This is a genomic window from Vibrio sp. 10N.247.310.24, assembly GCF_041467175.1.
GTDB lineage: Bacteria > Pseudomonadota > Gammaproteobacteria > Enterobacterales > Vibrionaceae > Vibrio > Vibrio tasmaniensis_A.
In genome coordinates this window covers 1-17643 of the sequence record NZ_JBFSUD010000087.1, presented here as the reverse complement: position 1 = coordinate 17643, position 17643 = coordinate 1, and the positions used below count along the sequence as shown (strand labels likewise).

The 17643-nt window shown below is 45.2% G+C and carries 16 protein-coding genes; 9 read left to right on the top strand and 7 right to left on the bottom strand.

The genetic code is table 11. The features are described 5' to 3' along the window. Positions 1-106: 106 nt before the first annotated feature. On the bottom strand, positions 107-2086 hold the full coding sequence (locus AB6E08_RS19715; protein WP_372067182.1) for a methyl-accepting chemotaxis protein: 1980 nt from the start codon (positions 2084-2086) through the stop codon (positions 107-109). Between the two features lie 424 nt (positions 2087-2510). Between AB6E08_RS19715 and AB6E08_RS19710 the strand changes: the two genes are divergently transcribed. Next, positions 2511-2684 (top strand): hypothetical protein, encoded by a 174-nt coding sequence (locus AB6E08_RS19710; RefSeq protein WP_012601113.1) that lies wholly within the window; start codon positions 2511-2513, stop codon positions 2682-2684. Between the two features lie 127 nt (positions 2685-2811). Next, complete coding sequence (locus AB6E08_RS19705) at positions 2812-3396, top strand: TetR/AcrR family transcriptional regulator (RefSeq protein ID WP_017100112.1); 585 nt, start codon at positions 2812-2814, stop codon at positions 3394-3396. A 111-nt stretch (positions 3397-3507) separates the two neighbouring features. Here the strand turns inward: AB6E08_RS19705 and AB6E08_RS19700 are convergent, their stop codons facing one another. After that, a complete protein-coding gene (locus AB6E08_RS19700; protein ID WP_372067179.1) occupies positions 3508-5373 on the bottom strand; it encodes a fructose-specific PTS transporter subunit EIIC in 1866 nt (621 codons plus the stop codon). A gap of 243 nt (positions 5374-5616) precedes the next feature. Here AB6E08_RS19700 and AB6E08_RS19695 point away from each other — a divergent pair, with 243 nt between their 5' ends. Together AB6E08_RS19695 and AB6E08_RS19690 are read left to right on the top strand one after the other, a co-directional pair. After that, positions 5617-5919 (top strand): PTS fructose transporter subunit IIB, encoded by a 303-nt coding sequence (locus tag AB6E08_RS19695; RefSeq protein WP_009846233.1) that lies wholly within the window; start codon positions 5617-5619, stop codon positions 5917-5919. A 7-nt stretch (positions 5920-5926) separates the two neighbouring features. Then, the gene (locus tag AB6E08_RS19690) at positions 5927-6700 is read left to right on the top strand and encodes a PTS sugar transporter subunit IIA (RefSeq protein WP_012601116.1); all 774 of its coding nucleotides are present in this window, start codon (positions 5927-5929) and stop codon (positions 6698-6700) included. 63 nt (positions 6701-6763) lie between these two features. On the opposite strand, the gene AB6E08_RS19685 is transcribed toward AB6E08_RS19690, so the two are convergent. Continuing rightward, the gene (locus AB6E08_RS19685; protein WP_372067176.1) at positions 6764-7603 is read right to left on the bottom strand and encodes a helix-turn-helix transcriptional regulator; all 840 of its coding nucleotides are present in this window, start codon (positions 7601-7603) and stop codon (positions 6764-6766) included. Between the two features lie 378 nt (positions 7604-7981). Here AB6E08_RS19685 and AB6E08_RS19680 point away from each other — a divergent pair, with 378 nt between their 5' ends. From AB6E08_RS19680 to AB6E08_RS19665, 4 genes are all read left to right on the top strand, one after another. Then, entirely contained in the window at positions 7982-9886 is a 1905-nt protein-coding gene (locus AB6E08_RS19680) for a fructose-specific PTS transporter subunit EIIC (protein ID WP_371997503.1), read from the top strand. 117 nt (positions 9887-10003) lie between these two features. Continuing rightward, positions 10004-11221: a mannose-6-phosphate isomerase, class I gene (manA, locus tag AB6E08_RS19675; protein ID WP_371708389.1), complete on the top strand. Its 1218-nt coding sequence runs from the start codon at positions 10004-10006 to the stop codon at positions 11219-11221. A gap of 259 nt (positions 11222-11480) precedes the next feature. Further along, positions 11481-11921 carry a PTS sugar transporter subunit IIA gene (locus AB6E08_RS19670; RefSeq protein ID WP_016787567.1) on the top strand — a complete coding sequence of 147 codons (441 nt, stop codon included), beginning with the start codon at positions 11481-11483 and terminating at the stop codon, positions 11919-11921. A gap of 13 nt (positions 11922-11934) precedes the next feature. Next, positions 11935-13359, top strand: coding sequence for a fructose-specific PTS transporter subunit EIIC (locus tag AB6E08_RS19665; protein WP_371708391.1), 1425 nt, complete (start codon positions 11935-11937; stop codon positions 13357-13359). Positions 13360-13465: 106 nt separating this feature from the next. On the opposite strand, the gene AB6E08_RS19660 is transcribed toward AB6E08_RS19665, so the two are convergent. Further along, positions 13466-15091 carry an ABC transporter substrate-binding protein gene (locus tag AB6E08_RS19660; RefSeq protein ID WP_371997505.1) on the bottom strand — a complete coding sequence of 542 codons (1626 nt, stop codon included), beginning with the start codon at positions 15089-15091 and terminating at the stop codon, positions 13466-13468. A 173-nt stretch (positions 15092-15264) separates the two neighbouring features. On the opposite strand from AB6E08_RS19660, the gene mpaA reads away from it, so the two are divergent. Further along, positions 15265-15975, top strand: coding sequence for a murein tripeptide amidase MpaA (gene mpaA / locus AB6E08_RS19655; RefSeq protein WP_017097641.1), 711 nt, complete (start codon positions 15265-15267; stop codon positions 15973-15975). Positions 15976-16159: 184 nt separating this feature from the next. Here mpaA and AB6E08_RS19650 read toward each other — a convergent pair whose 3' ends face one another. The 3 genes from AB6E08_RS19650 to AB6E08_RS19640 form a co-directional block, all read right to left on the bottom strand. Next, positions 16160-16429: a hypothetical protein gene (locus AB6E08_RS19650; RefSeq protein ID WP_017097640.1), complete on the bottom strand. Its 270-nt coding sequence runs from the start codon at positions 16427-16429 to the stop codon at positions 16160-16162. Beyond that, on the bottom strand, positions 16429-16731 hold the full coding sequence (locus AB6E08_RS19645) for a hypothetical protein (RefSeq protein ID WP_241816776.1): 303 nt from the start codon (positions 16729-16731) through the stop codon (positions 16429-16431). The genes AB6E08_RS19650 and AB6E08_RS19645 overlap by 1 nt, the downstream gene beginning before the upstream one ends. Before the next feature lie 364 nt (positions 16732-17095). Then, a complete protein-coding gene (locus AB6E08_RS19640; RefSeq protein WP_017097638.1) occupies positions 17096-17326 on the bottom strand; it encodes a hypothetical protein in 231 nt (76 codons plus the stop codon). Positions 17327-17643: the final 317 nt, after the last annotated feature.

The following is a 17643-nucleotide window of genomic DNA, read 5'->3' as shown; positions in this document are numbered from 1 at the left end:
ACAACGGTATGCTAAGAACAAAAATGCCGTTCACTCTTAAGTGAACGGCATTAGCACTAGGCGGGACATTTTTTATATACGATAGAATACTTCTAGCTCTGAACTGCTAGCTCTTAAACGTATTCGAGAGCTCTTTCAGCGATGTTGCCAACTCAGCCTGCTCTTTCGCTGTTGCAGCAATTTGCGTTGCGCCTGTCGTAGATTCTGTCGACTTCTGCTCTACCGCCACAACGTTCTGAGCAATATCTTGAGTCACTACTGCTTGCTCTTCAGTTGCGGTTGCGATCTGCTCTGCCATGCTGAATATTTCGCTCACAGCCCCTGAAATATCTTGCAGGGTCTGTTCTACTCCTCGTGAGTCTTCAACCGCTCTTGAAGACATCTTCTTGCTGTTATCAATCACATTGAACGCTGTTTGCACGTCCGATTGTAGCGAGTTAATGAAGCCTTCAATTTCCGAAGTGGACTGTTGCGTACGCTGAGCCAAAGTACGAACTTCATCGGCTACGACAGCAAAACCACGACCTTGTTCACCAGCTCGAGCGGCTTCAATCGCTGCATTTAACGCTAACAAATTGGTTTGTTCGGCAACAGATTTAATCACATCAATCACACTGTTAATGTTGTTGCTGCTTTCGTGTAGATGAGTGATTTTTTCAGCGAGGCCGTTAATCTCAGAAGCCAAGGTTTCTATCGACTCATAAGATTGTTGAACCGTGCTTAAGCCTTGCTGTGATTGTTCATCAGCGATCTTCGCTGAGCTTGCCGTTTGCTGTGTTTTAGCCGCGACTTCATTCACCGTCGCTGATAGCTCTTCTGTTGCTGTCGCAATCAAGCCAATCTGGTCTTGCTGTTCAACTAAGGTACTTGAGTTGTATTGGCAAGTTTGCGCCGTCTCTTCTGCTGCTGAAGCAAGCGTCAGGCTAGATTGAGATAGGTCATCGATAACTTGAGAAAACTTCTCTAATGTTTCATTAAGCGACGATGAGATTTGACCCAGCTCACTATTACCTTCGTAAGTCGCACGAACGGTTAAGTCATTGTCATTTCGGACTTTAGAAAGCACTCGCGTTAGATCTTTAACTCGAGTCGTTAAATCAGTAATGGCTTTGAAGCTAACAAAAGTTGCGAACAAAGTGATCACAACAAACATCACAATACTGCCCATCATTGCTGATTGAGCTTGCTGAGTTTTCTGATCCGTCAGTGTAATAAGAGACTCTGCTAACTGATTTTCAGTCTTCTTCAGCTGAACAATTCGTGCTGTCGATTGAGCAAACCAATAAACAGGATCGACATCAAAGCCACTCATTTTCGATTCAGCCACATCACGAAGTTTTTCCACTTCAGCCACCGAGCGATCATTCAGTTGTTGTTTAAAGAAATCAACGTTATCTGGGTTACCAAAAACTTCAAAGTTCGCAAAATATGTATTTTGCTCGGTTACCAAAGAGATGAATTTAACCAGCATACCCGGCCCAAATTCATTTTTAGAAAAGGTGTTGTTGAGAACCGCACGTTCGATACCCGCACGCTCTTTGCCTTGTAGAAAATTATAGTAGGCGATAGTTTCTGTCGTGATGGTGGCATCAGTACTTAGCTCAGCAATTAATGCAGATACACTCAATAACTTAGCATTAAGTTTGGTGTAGTAACCTAATGCTTCAGAAAGCGGAATTGATTGAGAATCCACTCTATTGCGAATCGAAGTAATTTGGTTGAGACTTTGGCTGATTTCAGTATTCAGACGCGCGATCTGCGATAAGCCGATTTCTTCAGACTGCCAGTACTCGGTTCTTTGATTACGTTTGCTGTCTGCGTTAATTCTTTGTGCTTTTAGCTCACTGCCAAACTTGTTTCCCTGTGAGCCAATAAAGCCAGCCGTCATACCACGTTCTTTCTGTAACTCGTGCACCAACTCACTGTACACTACCGACAAACGCGTAAGTTGGTTTAATGACGACATTTCACTGGTGGTTTCTACGCCTTTTGAAATGGCAGAAACACTAAGCCATAAAAACCCTAAGATCGGTAAGATAAGCAAAGCGATGATTTTTTGCTTAAATGACATATCGGTTAAATTCATTATTATTTCCCTAACAACTAACAAATCTTCTCAGTCATCGAATTTGGCTTCCTTCTAACGGGTGCGCCTTAATGGTGACTCTATAATTATTCAAGCTGACCTATGTAAACCATGACCTAACTACACAGTTCAGCGCAGAGGACGTTAACATTTAACCTTATAAAACTCATTGGTTTATGAATAAAACTGTTAACTATCTGACTTAACCAGACGAAAAATACGTGTAACAACATTTCTCTGACGCAGTGACTAAAAATTGACACACACTGCATAATCATAAAGTGGTAGACCAGCACTCACTGTGTAACCCTTACCAAGCTGTTCACTCACGAGCATCTATATATTCAGTCTCAAATATGTATACTGCGAGCTTATTAAGTAGAAGCTCGCAGTAAATATGCGACAACAGCTGAGAGGTATTTTTATGGATTGCCCCGCTTGCGAAGAACACATTGGATGGGAATGGGTAGAAGAGGAAGCAATCGAACCCAATGAAGAATTCGATTGCCCAGAGTGCAAAGAAACGCTGATGTACACCATCGATGAAGGTACCTATTACGGCGCACAACATAAAACCGTCGAAGTTGTTGATGATTAGAGTTTTTTATTACCGATTAATGCTATCGATCTTTGCGAGATTGCCAGAGTAACCAGACACTCCTTTACTAGAACGAGTGTTCATCTTAAAATATTGAACATATGTTCAGATTAATGAAGTAGATGTTATGGCCAAGACAGCGAAGTTCGATAGACAAGACGTAGTAGATAAAGCGACTAACCTGTATTGGGAAAAGGGCTTTCACGCAACTTCTATGCGCAATCTACAGGACGTGATTGATATGCGTCCCGGCAGTATTTATGCGGCTTTTGGCAGCAAAGAAGGCTTGTTTAAAGAGACATTGGCTCGCTATACCGAACTCGGCATTCACAATTTGAACCGCTTTCGCAGCGAAACCGACTCTCCAATCAAAGCACTAGAAAACTTCGTAAAACGTGCCGTTGTCGAATCGAAAAAAAGCGCGCCTAACGGCATGTGTATGCTGGCTAAAACAGTAGCTGAACTGACGGATGAGCACGCTGAATTATTAGAAGAAGCCAAGAAATCACTCAAAATCATGGAAGGCGAGTTCGCTAAGCTGATTGCCGAAGCGCAAGATTTAGGTGAGATAAGTAAAGATCGAGAACCTACTCAACTAGCTCGCCACGTTCAGGTTCAAATTGCAGGACTACGCACTTATGCAAAAACCTGCGATGACACAGAACTACTCAACTCAATGGTTGAAGACATCTTCAAGTACCACCCTTTTTAGTAACTGAGCGTATATAGGCTCAGATCTACAAAAAGACGCCCAAGTATTACTACTAATACTTGGGCGTCTTTTTATTTATTGCCTTTCAGCCAATCTTAAAGCCGATGGCTTTTATACTTTCCTCATGATCAACGCCTGAGCATTGAGCATCGCCTCTTTGGTGCTGACGTCTAAGGTTTTCACGTTCGCAAAGCGTTCGATCTCTTTAATTGCCACATCATGAGCAAAAATCACCAACCTCGCCCGTTCAATATCTTTTTGTGTGATGCGATTGCCGATTCCGTTGGCCCCCTGCGTTTCGACTTTAATCCGAACCCCAAGATGATGAGCCGCCTTTTCCAAAGACCTAGCCGCAAGAAACGTATGAGCAACACCAGATGGACAAGAAGTGATCGCTAATACATCCGCTTGCCCTTCTTCCGTTACCGAGCCACCCGTGAACTGATTAGAATTCGCTTCGCCTTCGACCACGTTCTTTTTCAGCAGTATCACAATCAGAGCCGTCGTTAGAGCACCTGCTAGTGTGCCGACGATATAGCCAATCTTGCCATCAACCACTGGCAATACAATCCAGCCGCCCCATGGTGCATGGTTCACTACATGGAACATAAAGCCGACCACGTTACCAACTACGCCACCAGCAACAACAGCAGGCAGAACGCGCGCAGGGTCGGCGGCAGCAAAAGGAATCGCACCTTCACTGATGCCAATCATTCCCATGATGCCTGCGGCTTTTCCGGCTTCTCGTTCGTCTCGTTTGAACTTCTTAGGTGATATAAAAGTGGCAAGCGCCATACCTAATGGTGGCGTACAAATGGCAATACCGACGCCGCCCATCAACCATGGCTGGGTATTCACCTGCGTTTGAGCAAACAGCGTTGCGACCTTATTGATCGGGCCACCCATATCAAAGGCCGTCATCGCACCCAAAATGCTACCCAACACCACTTTTCCTGAGCCTGCCATGCCAGTCAGCATTTGGTTCATCTCTAGCATCACTTGGGCAATAGGAGAACCAATCACCCACATCACCGCACCACAGGTAACAAAGGTGCCGACTAGTGGATAGATGAAGATCGAGCTCAGCGAGATCATGCTGTCTGGCAGCTTGATCTTCTTAAGTAGATTAACCACAAAGCCCGCGAAGAAACCGACCACTATCGCACCGAGGAATCCGGTGTTGTATTGATTGACCGCGACCCAAGAGCCAATCATGCCCGGAGCTAAACCCGGTTTGTCAGCCATCGAATACGCGATGTAACCACCGAGTACCGCAGTAAACAGGGTTAACCCCGCGATGCCCATCTGTGCAATGTCAGCAAGCACGCCGCTTTCTGGTACTGCGCCATGACCCGACATCATTACCGACAGAGACAACAGAACCCCACCCGCAACCACGAATGGGATCATGTGTGACGTGCCGTACAGCAGGTGTTCTTTGAGGCGATTAAGAGATTGAGCCCAAGGGCTGAGCGGCTCGACATACACTTCATGATGGCTTGAGGCGTAACTATCGAACGATTCAGAATTCGCTTCGAGAAACAACTCTTGAGCTTCCTCTACCGACTCAACAGCCTTTAATTTTGTAACAAAGTCATCTTCAATCAGTTTGGTCGAGATCTGAGCCAACACCTCGATATGATGGTCATCGTTGTTATCGGGCGAAGCAAGCATGAAGAACACATCAGACAGCTCACCGCCGTCGGCGCCATAATCAATGCCCGTTCGGCTAATCCCAACTGCAACGGCTGGCTTAGCAACCGCAGTGCTTTTCGCGTGTGGAATGGCAATACCATCGTCAAAACCTGTATTACCGATGGCCTCACGCTTCCAGATATCATCAAGGAACTCACTTTTATTGGAGAGCTTACCTGCGCGGTCAAGCAGTTCGACAAGCTCTTCAAATACCGCCTGTTTAGAGTCTGCCTTTAAATCCAGACAGATAATCTCCGGCTCTATAATGTCAGTGATGTCCATGTGCTGCCTCGTCCGAGTACCAATTTGAGTAAATGAGATAAAGAGGTTAATGATATGAAAAGATTAACGATGCAATCCCGCTCGATATATAGGACGAAAGGTGCATTAACTGGATAATTGTAACCAAGAAGCAAGAGTGTGACGTTCACCTTTGAATTAAAAACGGGAATCCATAAACTTCCTAGATTCAGATAGTCCCATCGATCCAAGTAAACTGTCGATCTAAGCACACCGAGAATAATAATGAGAATTGTAGCGGTAACTGCGTGCCCTACAGGCATTGCGCACACCTATATGGCAGCTGATGCACTAAATAAAACAGCCCCAAAATTCAATGTTTCAATCAAGGTTGAGACTCAAGGCGCTATGGGGATTGAAAACTTACTGACAGGCCAGGATATTACCCTCGCAGACAAAGTGTTGATCGTCTCTGATATCGACATCGAACAACCAAGTCGATTTGACCCAGCGAAAACCGTATTCATTCCAATGGAAGAGGTGTTATTGAGTGTCGATAAAGTCTTTATCAAGCATTGTCGAACTTAAACCTTTCATGAATGAATATCAGATCACCTTCTTCGTTGACGATCCTGCCGCGAACTCACACGTCGCGCAGCCGTTGACTCGTTTAGCGAAGAAGTTCAAAAGCAACATCCGCATTATCAACATCACTCAAAATCGAACCGCTGATCTCTCCAAATCTGTCGCGATGTTACAAGTGGGTTTACTCCGAGGGGATTTGTGCCAGGTAACCGCAGTAGGTATTGATGCTGAACTCGCATGTTTTGTAATAAAAGACGTGATTGCTGAGCATTACGACATGGTTGGCTCACAAGTGAATCATGAGTTCTCGAACGACTTAATCCAGCGTATGCCTCAGATATGCCCGCCTTGTGACATCAAGTGGCACCACGCTAAGGCGCAAACTCAACTGACAAAATTTGAGTGCTTGAAAGGGCTCGCTCACCTCGTTTATCCAGAAGATCCAGATGAGCTGATTTTGGCTTTCATTAAGCGAGAAGAACGCTCTTCAACCTGCGTGTCACCAGGTATCGCACTGCCACATGTGATGTTTGAATCTACTCAAGATCTCTCGATCGCGGTCATCGTCAGTGACAACCCGATTGACTGGGCATCTCAAATTGGCCAAGTACACGTAGCTATCGCTTTAGTACTGCCAACCAAGCCGCAACGTGAACACATTGTGGCGGCTACCAACCTAACTAGAAACCTACTTCACGATCAGGTCAACGAGCGTTTGCAAAAGACTCGAAGCAGTGTCGATTTACAAGCATTGCTGATGTATATCTCATCTCGCCTGCTGTAAGGCTACTCACTCCAAAAGACGGCTCAACAAAAAAATACGCTCCGACTTAAAAAGACGGCTTAACTAAATAGAACCACGATATTCAGTCGGCGTTCTACCGGTGCGATTCTTAAATACTCGACAGAAGTAGTTCACATCCTTAAAACCGCAACGTAATGCCACTTCATTGAGCTTGAAATTGTACTTCTTGAGCATGAATTTGGCGCGGTCAACACGGACTCGGGTGATGTATTCTGCCAGCGTCATGTGGCCTTGTTGACGGAACATTCGCGACAAGTGATTGGATGAAATACTAAAGCGTGAGGCAATGCTGTCTCGGGTGATCTGGCGGTGGAAGTTTTCTTGAATGTAGATACAAATCCCCTGATACACATCCTGTACTCGGCTATGAGATTTTTCTACGGGCGCTTCCAGCATGGTTTTACTGTATTGCAGTAGAGCTTGCAGCAATAACTCATCCATCGGCTGCTTGTTACTCTCTCTCACTAGTGAGCTGAGCGCCTCCAAAATGTTATCAATTGCAAACCCAGAGCGAGTCTGAATACTGTGTTTTTGGATATCGTAAAAGCTCTCCTCGCCTTTGCGCTTACTCACCAAACTTAAACCAAGCTGACGACGACCAAACAACATGCTCAACACCGAGCAGTCTGTATCCCAGTTTGGCTTGTTCCAGCAGTTGGGTGGGATGAAAATCGCGTCTCCGGCTTTGGCGATAACGTTGGTTATTTTGCGATCATGACTCTCCATTTCATTAATATACTCTCCGTCTAGCACTAGCTCTAAGCGCGGAAAGTTCACCTGATAACTGCACGCTGAAGGCGTGTGAAAATCTCCAGCAAACCAGATGTTATGAAACGGTTCTCGCTCATTTAATACAGACGAGATTAAGTCATGAAATATCATTATTCGAACTCTAATGGGCAGCAATAAGGCTACGGGAATAGATATACCCCTTAGTGAAACATAGCGCTATTGAGCAAAATCACAATTTGAGATCTAGGCTACAAAAATCCAGTCACGGAAATAAATTTCCAGTAACGAAACTGACCTAGAACGTTCCTGCTCTGATAAACAAATACGCTACAGCCCTTATAAATAAAAGCCTAAACACATCTTAAACTCTGTCAACACCGCCCTTAAAACAGCCACTCGACCGATCAAAATCACACTCCACTTATAACGCAACAATCATCCAGTAAATGCGTTTTTTCTTCACTACAGAAGGTAAGCCGTAGATTCCAGAATACCCCTAACAAAATAAAAACAGAGTAGGGGTTCATTATGATCACGACATTGATCAATCAAGATTTGATTAAGCTTTCGCTTAGCGCTAATTCAAAAGAAGACGTATTTAAAGAGCTGATAGACGTGCTTTACACACAAGGCCGAATTTCAGACAAAGTACAGTTTCTTGCCGACATTAAGGCGAGAGAAGAACAAGGTAATACCGGATTTGAAGAAGGCATTGCCCTACCACATGCGAAAAGCAGCGCGGTGATCAAACCCGCGGTTGTTATCGGCGTCCACAAGCAGGGTATCGAGTACGGCGCCGATGACGGCCAACCATCAAAACTCTTCTTCATGATTGCGTCTCCAGATGGCGGCGATGATCACCACATCGAAGTATTGGCAGAGCTTTCTTCAAAACTGATTGAAGAAGGCTTTATCGAAAGCTTCATGAATGCTCAATCTGAACAAGAAGCATTAGAACTACTGCTTACCAAACCTGAGCCTTCAGAAGCGGAAACCAACGTTAAGAAACAAGGTTTCATCATTGGTGTCACTGGCTGCCCAGCTGGCGTTGCACACACTTATTTGGCAGCTGAAGCGCTAGAGAAAGGCGCAGCGGCTCTTGGCTACGACATCAAGGTCGAAACCAACGGCTCGATAGGCGTTAAAAACAGCCCGACTCAAGAAGAGATCGAACGTGCAGACGCGATTGTCGTCGCTTGTGACAAGCAAGTAGACATGGCTCGCTTTGCCGGAAAACGCGTCATCAGCACCAACGTAAAAGCACCAATCAAAGACGCACAAAGCTTGATCAAGCAAGCACTCAACGCGCCAAGCTATCAAGCAGAACAAACGCCGACCAACCAATCTGTTGTAGAAAAAGCCTCACAAGCGCGTTCAGACCTTTATCGTTACTTGATGAATGGCGTATCTCACATGATCCCATTCGTGGTGACGGGCGGCCTTTTGATTGCGCTTGCACTGGCGATTGGCGGCGAGCCAAGTGAATCAGGCATGGCGATTCCTGCTGGCAGCATGTGGAACCAAATCCTAGAAGTGGGCGTGGTTGCTTTCACATTGATGATCCCAATCTTGGCGGGCTACATTGCTTACGCGATTGCTGACCGCCCTGCCCTAACCCCTGGCCTTATCGGTGGTTGGATTGCTAACAACGGCTCTTTCTATGGCGCTGACGCAGGTACAGGCTTCATTGGCGCAATCATCGCAGGTCTATTAGTGGGTTACTTCGTTAAATGGATTACCTCGTTTAACTACCACAAATTCGTTCAACCGCTTGTGCCTATCATGATCGCTCCGATCACTGGCTCTTTGTTCATCGCAGGCTTATTCATTTTTGTGATTGGTGCACCTATCGCTGGGCTGATGGATGCTCTTACTGCACTACTAACGAGCATGAGTACAGGCAACGTGGTTCTGCTAGGCATCGTACTGGGTGGTATGGCTGGTTTCGATATGGGCGGTCCATTCAACAAGGTGGCGTTCCTTTTCTCGGTCGGCATGATTGCCAGCGGTCAAACTCAATTCATGGGTGCTATGGCGTGTGCAATCCCTGTTGCTCCACTGGGTATGGCTATCGCAACCAGACTTGGCCGTAAGTTCGACCTGTTCGAATCTTCTGAAATTGAAGCAGGTAAAGCAGCAGGCGCTATGGGCTTAGTGGGTATCTCTGAAGGTGCGATTCCTTTCGCAGCTCAAGATCCAATGTCGGTTATCCCTGCCAACGTACTTGGCTCAATGACAGCGGCTGTTATGGCGTTCTCATTTGGTATCACCAACAGCGTTGCGCACGGTGGTCCAGTAGTCGCTCTACTTGGCGCTATGAACTACCCAATGCTGGCACTGCTGTGCATGGCATCAGGTGCGGGCGTAACAGCGGTTACTTGTATTGCGCTTAAGAATCTACGCAAAGCCAAGCTAACGACAGCAGCGGCTTAAGCCATTTCAACTCCAATGGCTTGAGCCCTTCGACCCTACTGTTTTTAGTAACTAATACTTTTAACAACGAATAAGTCGAGTAGAGCTCAAGCCATGTTTCCCTTCATGGTGATTTCGATGTCTGATTTTTCTTTAGCGAACGATTCGTTCGTACAACGCTTTTTCTACCCTATGACTAACGTGATTCAAAACTACGCATGGGGTAGCCCTTCTTCGTTTAGCCAACTGTTTGGTATTGATAACCAATCAGGTGAGCCACAAGCGGAGATCTGGATGGGCGCTCACCCGAATGGCTGCTCAATGGTGAACGACAACGGGCAGCAGACCACATTGTCTAGCTTGATTTCTAAGAACCTAAACCTGTTTCTAAGTGAGAAAGTCGCGAGCCGTTTTGGTGAACTTCCGTATCTGTTTAAGGTGTTAGCGGCGGAGAAAGCACTGTCTGTTCAAGTACACCCGAACAAGCAGCAAGCCGAATCTGGCTATGCTCTTGAAGAACAGCAAGGCATTCCGATGACGGCTGGCAATCGTAATTACAAGGATGCCAACCACAAGCCAGAACTGGTGTATGCCCTAACTGACTACACCGCGATGAATGGTTTTAGATCAATCAGCGAGATTCTTGAGCACTTCCATTACCTTGATATTCCAGAGCTGCATTCGATGGTCAATGACCTAGAGGGCGGCCAAACTCCCAATGGATTAGCGAGCTTCTTCGCGAGCTTATTGTCTTTGCAAGGAGAACAAAAAGGCATGGCGCTGACCATGTTGCTGATGAAGGCGAAGCTTTCAGATACACCTGTGTTCCAGTTGATTTCAGAACTGGAAGAGCAATACCCGGGTGATGTCGGGTTGTTTGCTCCACTGCTATTGAACGTGATCACTCTAAAGCCGGGGCAAGCCATGTATCTAGATGCCGAGACTCCCCACGCTTACATTAGAGGTACGGGCTTAGAAATCATGGCGAACTCAGACAATGTACTCCGCGCAGGGTTGACACCTAAGTACATGGATATCAATGAATTAGTCTCTTGTACTCAATTCAATGAAAAGCCGGCGGATAGGTTACTGCTCAGCCCGATAGAGCAAGGTGATGTGATGGAATATCAAATTCCAGTCGAGGATTTTAAGTTCTCTATCGTGCAAAACTCACATCAGCGACAGATCACTACCGAAGGTGCCGAGATCCTACTACCTCTCGACGAATCTATGGTGCTTACTCACCAGTGCGGCGAAACCTGTGTGATAGAGAAAGGCCAATCGGTTTTCATTCCGGCTTACGCAGAGAGCTACAAACTGGACTGCGTTGGACGTGTCGCGCGCGCTTACAGCTAGCTTCCTTAGAACTCAGTACAAGGTCTTACTGCCCTGCTCATGCGGGGCATTTTTGTTTCTGATGAGACCAGTCTACGTGTCAAAAACATAAACAAATACGTTATCAAATATGACCCATCTCACACTGCATTAATGATGCAAATCACACTTAATTTTGCTGGATACAAATGTACAGTGAAGGGCTTTTATTTGCTATTTCGCGAATCGGGTTAATCCATTAATTTTAATTCAAGAACTTCAATATTGAATGAGTTAATAAATGATCACACAGCTAACTAACGTCAACTTAATTAATAACAATCTTCAAGCGAATAATAAAAAAGAACTGTTTGAAGAATTGGCAGGCATGTTATTTGAGAACAACCGAATCAGTAATAAAGAAGCCTTCTTGGCAGACATCGAAATTCGTGAATCTCAAAGTATCACCTCGATGGATGGCATCGCTTACCCACACTCAAAAAGCAAGGCTGTCACTGAGCCGGCAATCGCTGTCGGTGTTAAGCGCGAAGGCATTGAGTATGGCGATGAAGACGGCATCAACCCAACCGTGTTTTTTATGATCGCATCACCAGACAACGGTGCTGACCATCATATTTATGTACTACAGGAACTATTTGGAAAATTCAGCGATGAATTTATCCAGAATATCCATAACGCAAAAGATGAACATCAAATCCTTAATATTTTAATTAATTCATAAGGCGTAGAAAATTATGAGCACCCTAGCAAACCAAGCTACAAATACCAGTAGCAATTCTAATAATAGAAATAGTAGTAGCGACTATAAAAAAATCCTAAGTACCATGAAAGGTCACCTGCTTTTCGGAACCTCACACATGCTACCTTTCATCGTAGCCGGTGGTGTTCTATTGGCTTTAGCGGTCATGGCATCAGGCAAAGGTGCTGTACCTGCAGATGGCCTGCTAGCAGACATCTCTAATATCGGTATCAAAGGCCTTGTTCTTTTCCCAATCATTCTTGGCGGCTTTATTGGTTACTCAATTGCAGACAAACCAGCACTTGCACCTGCGATGATCTCTTCTGGCATCATGGCTGACATGGGCGGCGGCTTCCTTGGTTGTATCGTGGCTGGCTTTATCGCCGGTGGCGTGGTGTTCCAGCTTAAGAAAATCCCACTTTCTACCAACATGACCGCGCTAGGTGCTTACTTCATCTATCCGCTTCTAGGCACGTTAATCTCTGCCGGCATCGTACTGTGGGGCATTGGTGAGCCAATCAAACTGTTCATGTCTTCAATGAACGAGTTCTTAGCTTCAATGGCTGGCGCGTCTAAGATGGTTCTGGGCACAATCCTTGGTGGTATGACGGCGTTTGATATGGGCGGCCCTATCAACAAAGTAGCGACCCTATTTGCTCAAACTCAAGTAGACACGCAACCTTGGCTAATGGGCGGCGTAGGCATCGCGATTTGTACACCACCTCTAGGCATGGCACTGGCGACTTTCCTATTCAAAAACAAGTTCTCTAAACAAGAGCAAGAAGCAGGCAAAGCAGCAGCAATTATGGGTTCTATCGGTATCTCGGAAGGTGCTATCCCATTCGCAGCAAACGACCCAATGCGTGTACTTCCTTCAATCGTTGCCGGTGGTATCGTGGGCTGTGTATTCGGCTTCATGACAGACGTTCTACTGCACGCACCGTGGGGCGGCCTAATCACTGCGCCAGTATCAAGCAACATTCCAATGTACGTCGTCGGTATTGCGCTAGGTTCACTGACAACAGCGGTTATCGTTGGTTTTTGGAAACCTGTAGCGGTTGAAACCGAAGAAGACATGGTTGAAGCGCCAGTACAAGCTCAAACAGCTCCTGTAGCAGGCGAAGGCGAGTACGACATCGTAGCCGTAACATGTTGCCCTTCTGGTGTTGCACACACCTTCATGGCAGCGAAAGCACTGGAAAAAGCAGGCTTAGCAGCAGGCCTTAAGATTAAGGTAGAAACTCAAGGTCAAAACGGTATTCAGAACCGCATCACCGACCTAGATGTAGCGAACGCGAAGCTAGTTATCTTGGCTCACGATATTCAAGTGAAAGACGCTCACCGCTTTGCTAACGCGAACGTGATTGAGTGTTCAACCAAGGAAGCGATGAAGAAAGCCGCGGACATGGTGGCTATTTAAAGCCTGAAACAAGTTAGAAGATAAAATTACTACCCCCTAGTAACTAAAATCCCCATTCGCCTTGTCAGCGAATGGGGATTTATATTTATATAATGTTCAAAGCTTTTTACTGCTTGATATAAAGATCCTTAGAATAGATGCGGCCTTCAACGTTATTCTTCGCAAAGCCACCGACACTTGGTCGCACTAGGCGAGCTTGCATGTAGTAGTAGATTGGCGCGATCGGCATGTCTTCAGCCAGTAACTGCTCCGCTTGGTCATAGAAACCTTGGCGTTCTTGCTCATTAGTTGCAGCCAATGCGCTATCCATTGCTGAGTCGTACTTTTCGTTGTTGTAACGAGCAAAGTTACCTGAAGATTCAGAACGCAGAAGGCTTAAGAAGGTCGACGCTTCATTGTAATCACCACACCAAGATGCTCGCATCACATCAAAATCACCTTGGCGACGTGATACTAAGTAAGACTTCCACTCTTGGTTTTCCAACTCAACTTGCGCGCCTAGATTACTTTTCAGCATGGATGCAATCGCCACCGCAATCGACTTATTCGATTCACTGGTGTTGTAAAGCAATTTAAAATCTAGCGGGTTAGAAGCATCGTATCCGGCTTCTTTCAGCAACTCTTTCGCCTTTTGGTCACGCTCCCTTTGAATCCATGTACTGTACTCAGGTTGAGTGGCATCAAAACCTGCCGTGTATTCATGAGCAAAGGTATAAGCCGGTAAGTTACCTACTTGAGTCACGCCATTAGTAATCACATTACGCATCATGGAATAAGACACCGCTTTACGCACTCGCGCATCATCAAACGGAGGGCGCGTGGTATTGAACGCGTAATAGTAAGTACACAATAAAGGTACCGCTGTATACGCGTCTTGATATTTCATTTTAAGCTGCTGCGCCATGTGTGTCGGCACATCAGACGTAATATCGACCTCGCCCACCGCATAGCGATTAATCGACGCATTCTGGTTCTCAAACGGAATGTAAGTCACTTGGGTTAAGTGCGTATCTGAACTGTCCCAATAGTTAGGGTTCTTCTCCAGTTCAATGCGTTCGTTCACCACCCACTCGCCTAAAACAAACGCACCATTGCCAACAAACTGCTTCGGATCGCTCCACGGCTTATCGCTGTTTTCTAGCGTTGCCTTGTGAACGGGCATCATTGAAGTATGGCCTGTCATCGCCACAAAGTATGGCACTTGGCTATCGAGTTCGAATTTCACCGTATGCTTATCAACAGCCGAGATACCGAGCTCTTCAACGGGCTTCTTACCTTCAGCTACATCAGCGATGTTGTTGATTTGAGTAAGCTTGAGATACCACACATTTGGCGAAGCGAGTTTCGGGTCAACCGCGCGTCTTATCGCATACACGAAATCATCGGCTGTCACCGGATCGCCATTCGACCATTGCGCATCTTTACGCAAGTGGAATACAAACGTCTGGTTGTCTTCGGTTTCCCAAGATTCCGCGACACCTGGAGTGATGTTGCCATCGCGATCTTGGATCACTAAACCTTCAAACAGGTCACGTAGAATGTGCATTTCAGGCAAGCCTTCTGCCTTTGCCGGATCGAGTGTCGCAGCTTCTGCATCATTGGCTCGCACCAAATGTTGGTCTTTTGCCAGTGAAACACCAGCAGGTAAGGTTTCAGCAACGGCAGTCACTGAGATAAAAGGGGTCAATAAAGATGAAATGAGTAAAGCCGTTGAATGTTTTTTAAAATCCATGTTTGTTTGCTCTCCTAGCCTATCTTTGAAGCAAGTAATAAAATTAACAATGCGACGGTTGACGAGTTTTGACGCTATGGTTTATTTAAAGGGGTTCATCTAATGGACTTAGTTAATGATTAATATAGCCAATAGTGAATACTTGATAGTACTTGATCAATCAGGAGATTAAGGTGAGTTTAATTCCAAGAACGGAAAGAGCTGCGTTTTCGATAAAGCCGCTGTCATATGGAAAATCGGTGTTGGGTGCACCTTTGCTCTATTTCCCCGCGCAAATCGAAAGCGAATCTCGCGGGCTGATCTTAGCGGGCACACACGGCGATGAAACCGCTTCTATCGCAGGTTTGTCTTGCGCGCTAAGAAGCTTACCTGCTGCCAACTTACGACACGATGTAATCCTGTCGATGAACCCAGACGGCAACCAGCTTGGCACTCGCGCTAACGCAAATCAAGTCGATCTCAACCGCGCCTTTCCGACTAAAAACTGGACAGAAAACGGCACCGTCTATCGCTGGAGTTCTCACACCCCAGTCAGAGATGTAAAAGTAAAAACGGGGCAAGCCGATCTGCTTGAACCGGAAGTGCAGTCGCTCATCAACCTCATTGAGCAACGCCAACCCAAGTTCGTCATCTCTTTCCACGAACCACTCGCCATGGTCGATGACCCAGCTCAATCCGAACTCGCCTCTTGGTTAGGCAAGCAGTTCAACCTACCACTCGTAGAAGACGTTGATTACGAAACCCCAGGCTCATTCGGCACTTGGTGCCAAGAAAGAAACCTACCGTGTATTACCGTAGAGCTGCCGCCCGTTTCTGCGGATTTGACTATAGAGCAGTATTTGGATGCATTTTTGGCGGTGTTGGGGTATGAGGGGGTTGTTTAAAGATTTGTTTAAAGATTGCTAACTCATTTTTGGACAAGAACGAACCAGTGACTTCGCTAAATTAGCAAATCATAAATCAGTATAGATAATGTAAAATGAGCTATGACGAACAGTCTACTTGCGTTAGCCCGAAAGATAAATTTTTTTGGGCGCATTAAGTGACGTTAAGTTAGACAAATAATCATCATAATTGAGAGCCAAGTAAGAGCATTGCACCAGCTTGCTGTTGCCCTGAAAATGATTGCATTTTAGTAACATAAATGATCTTGCATTGCTCATTATTACTAAAAGTTACACCTCGACGCTCTAACTCTGCAAACGCAACGTCTCTATTCGCGTCATAAGCAGCCTCTGAACATAGCTTGGCGGTAGTCATATTTTCAGCAGATTTTGGAGTGAGAACACAGCCAGCCAACAACAAAGGCAATAAAAAAAAGATAAATCGAAACAACATTAGATCTCCGTAATCCTAATTTTTTCCACACTAGTGAAGATGACTTCAATATCTTTGCAAGTCGCCCATCCTTTTCCTTCGGTACTTAATTTATTCAGAAACTGAATAGCCTCCATTGGTTTTTTCGATAATTTTCCATCGAAAGATTGCAGTTCTCCATCATCTACAATTAACCATCGGCTTTTTTCCTTTTTAAGATTAATAAATATTGTTCCGTCAGGAAATGGGGGAAATGTATCAGCAAAAGATGCCCCAACACATACTGGACTAAAAGCCTTTTTTTGAAAAAATGATTCACTCATATCTCTTCCCTGTTTAATAAACGAGTTATTGATAATCAAAGTACAACAAAAAGGGGAGAAGGCAAGCATAAAAAAAGCAGCTCTAGCTTCAACCTCATTGGAAAACCTACGCATAATTTCTAAAGCACATGGATTAGATTAATTAGGTTTATTCTAGATCATTCAAGGATGTCGATTTGGCGGAGCTGAGAAACTTTGGGGTACTTTCGTGTTTGAAAGTGCTGACTGTATCGGTTCTGGACAGAAACGCGTTAGAGCTTAAGAGCTAACGCGCTCGATATAGATTAGAATTAATATCTTGAAACCATAAACGCTTGTTAGTTGCGAAACTTTACATTTCGTAGCTCAGTACCGATTATCAGGACTAATTCATGTTGTCTGGTGTATGAAGATTAGTGCCACAAACTGTGCACTTATAGTCACCTGTAGCTTCGCCCTCCATCAATGCACTGGCAACTGATGCAAAAAAGCCTGAGAAAAAACCTGCTGATTTCGACGCACTGGATTTTTTTGGTTGCGAGAAGCTTTCATATTTGTGGAGGGTGATCTCTTTGCAATTGCAACAGAACGCTTTCGTTTGCTCAGAACCGTACATTTTAACCAACCCGATTATTCATCTGTAGTTTTCACAACCTCAAAGCAACCAACGCTTTATAGGCGGAATTTTTTCTTTTTTACATTCCGTCTATGTTGCTGCCATATATTATGAAGCTCAACTGGTATTACCCTGTTATGTGAATCGGCATATGGTAATGGGGGCAAACTACGGAAAATTCCGTATAAGAGACCAAAGTACTGATTGATTAACTTGGTCTATCGGTGGGCTTTGTTGCGTAATTAAATTTAAAGATAGAACTACCCCGTTTCGCGTATTTCTTAATCAATACGACAAGTTTCAGGCATACCTAACCC

Excerpts from the sequence above, each read along its gene's own strand:
- AB6E08_RS19715 (WP_372067182.1), bottom strand. The coding sequence starts at position 2,086 with ATGAATTTAACCGATATGTCATTTAAGCAAAAAATCATCGCTTTGCTT.
- AB6E08_RS19660 (WP_371997505.1), bottom strand. The coding sequence starts at position 15,091 with ATGGATTTTAAAAAACATTCAACGGCTTTACTCATTTCATCTTTATTG.
- AB6E08_RS19645 (WP_241816776.1), bottom strand. The coding sequence starts at position 16,731 with ATGAGTGAATCATTTTTTCAAAAAAAGGCTTTTAGTCCAGTATGTGTT.
- AB6E08_RS19700 (WP_372067179.1), bottom strand. The coding sequence starts at position 5,373 with ATGGACATCACTGACATTATAGAGCCGGAGATTATCTGTCTGGATTTA.
- AB6E08_RS19640 (WP_017097638.1), bottom strand. The coding sequence starts at position 17,326 with ATGTACGGTTCTGAGCAAACGAAAGCGTTCTGTTGCAATTGCAAAGAG.
- AB6E08_RS19665 (WP_371708391.1), top strand. The coding sequence starts at position 11,935 with ATGAGCACCCTAGCAAACCAAGCTACAAATACCAGTAGCAATTCTAAT.
- AB6E08_RS19670 (WP_016787567.1), top strand. The coding sequence starts at position 11,481 with ATGATCACACAGCTAACTAACGTCAACTTAATTAATAACAATCTTCAA.
- manA (WP_371708389.1), top strand. The coding sequence starts at position 10,004 with ATGTCTGATTTTTCTTTAGCGAACGATTCGTTCGTACAACGCTTTTTC.
- AB6E08_RS19710 (WP_012601113.1), top strand. The coding sequence starts at position 2,511 with ATGGATTGCCCCGCTTGCGAAGAACACATTGGATGGGAATGGGTAGAA.
- AB6E08_RS19680 (WP_371997503.1), top strand. The coding sequence starts at position 7,982 with ATGATCACGACATTGATCAATCAAGATTTGATTAAGCTTTCGCTTAGC.
- AB6E08_RS19705 (WP_017100112.1), top strand. The coding sequence starts at position 2,812 with ATGGCCAAGACAGCGAAGTTCGATAGACAAGACGTAGTAGATAAAGCG.
- AB6E08_RS19685 (WP_372067176.1), bottom strand. The coding sequence starts at position 7,603 with ATGATATTTCATGACTTAATCTCGTCTGTATTAAATGAGCGAGAACCG.
- AB6E08_RS19690 (WP_012601116.1), top strand. The coding sequence starts at position 5,927 with ATGAATGAATATCAGATCACCTTCTTCGTTGACGATCCTGCCGCGAAC.
- AB6E08_RS19650 (WP_017097640.1), bottom strand. The coding sequence starts at position 16,429 with ATGTTGTTTCGATTTATCTTTTTTTTATTGCCTTTGTTGTTGGCTGGC.
- AB6E08_RS19695 (WP_009846233.1), top strand. The coding sequence starts at position 5,617 with ATGAGAATTGTAGCGGTAACTGCGTGCCCTACAGGCATTGCGCACACC.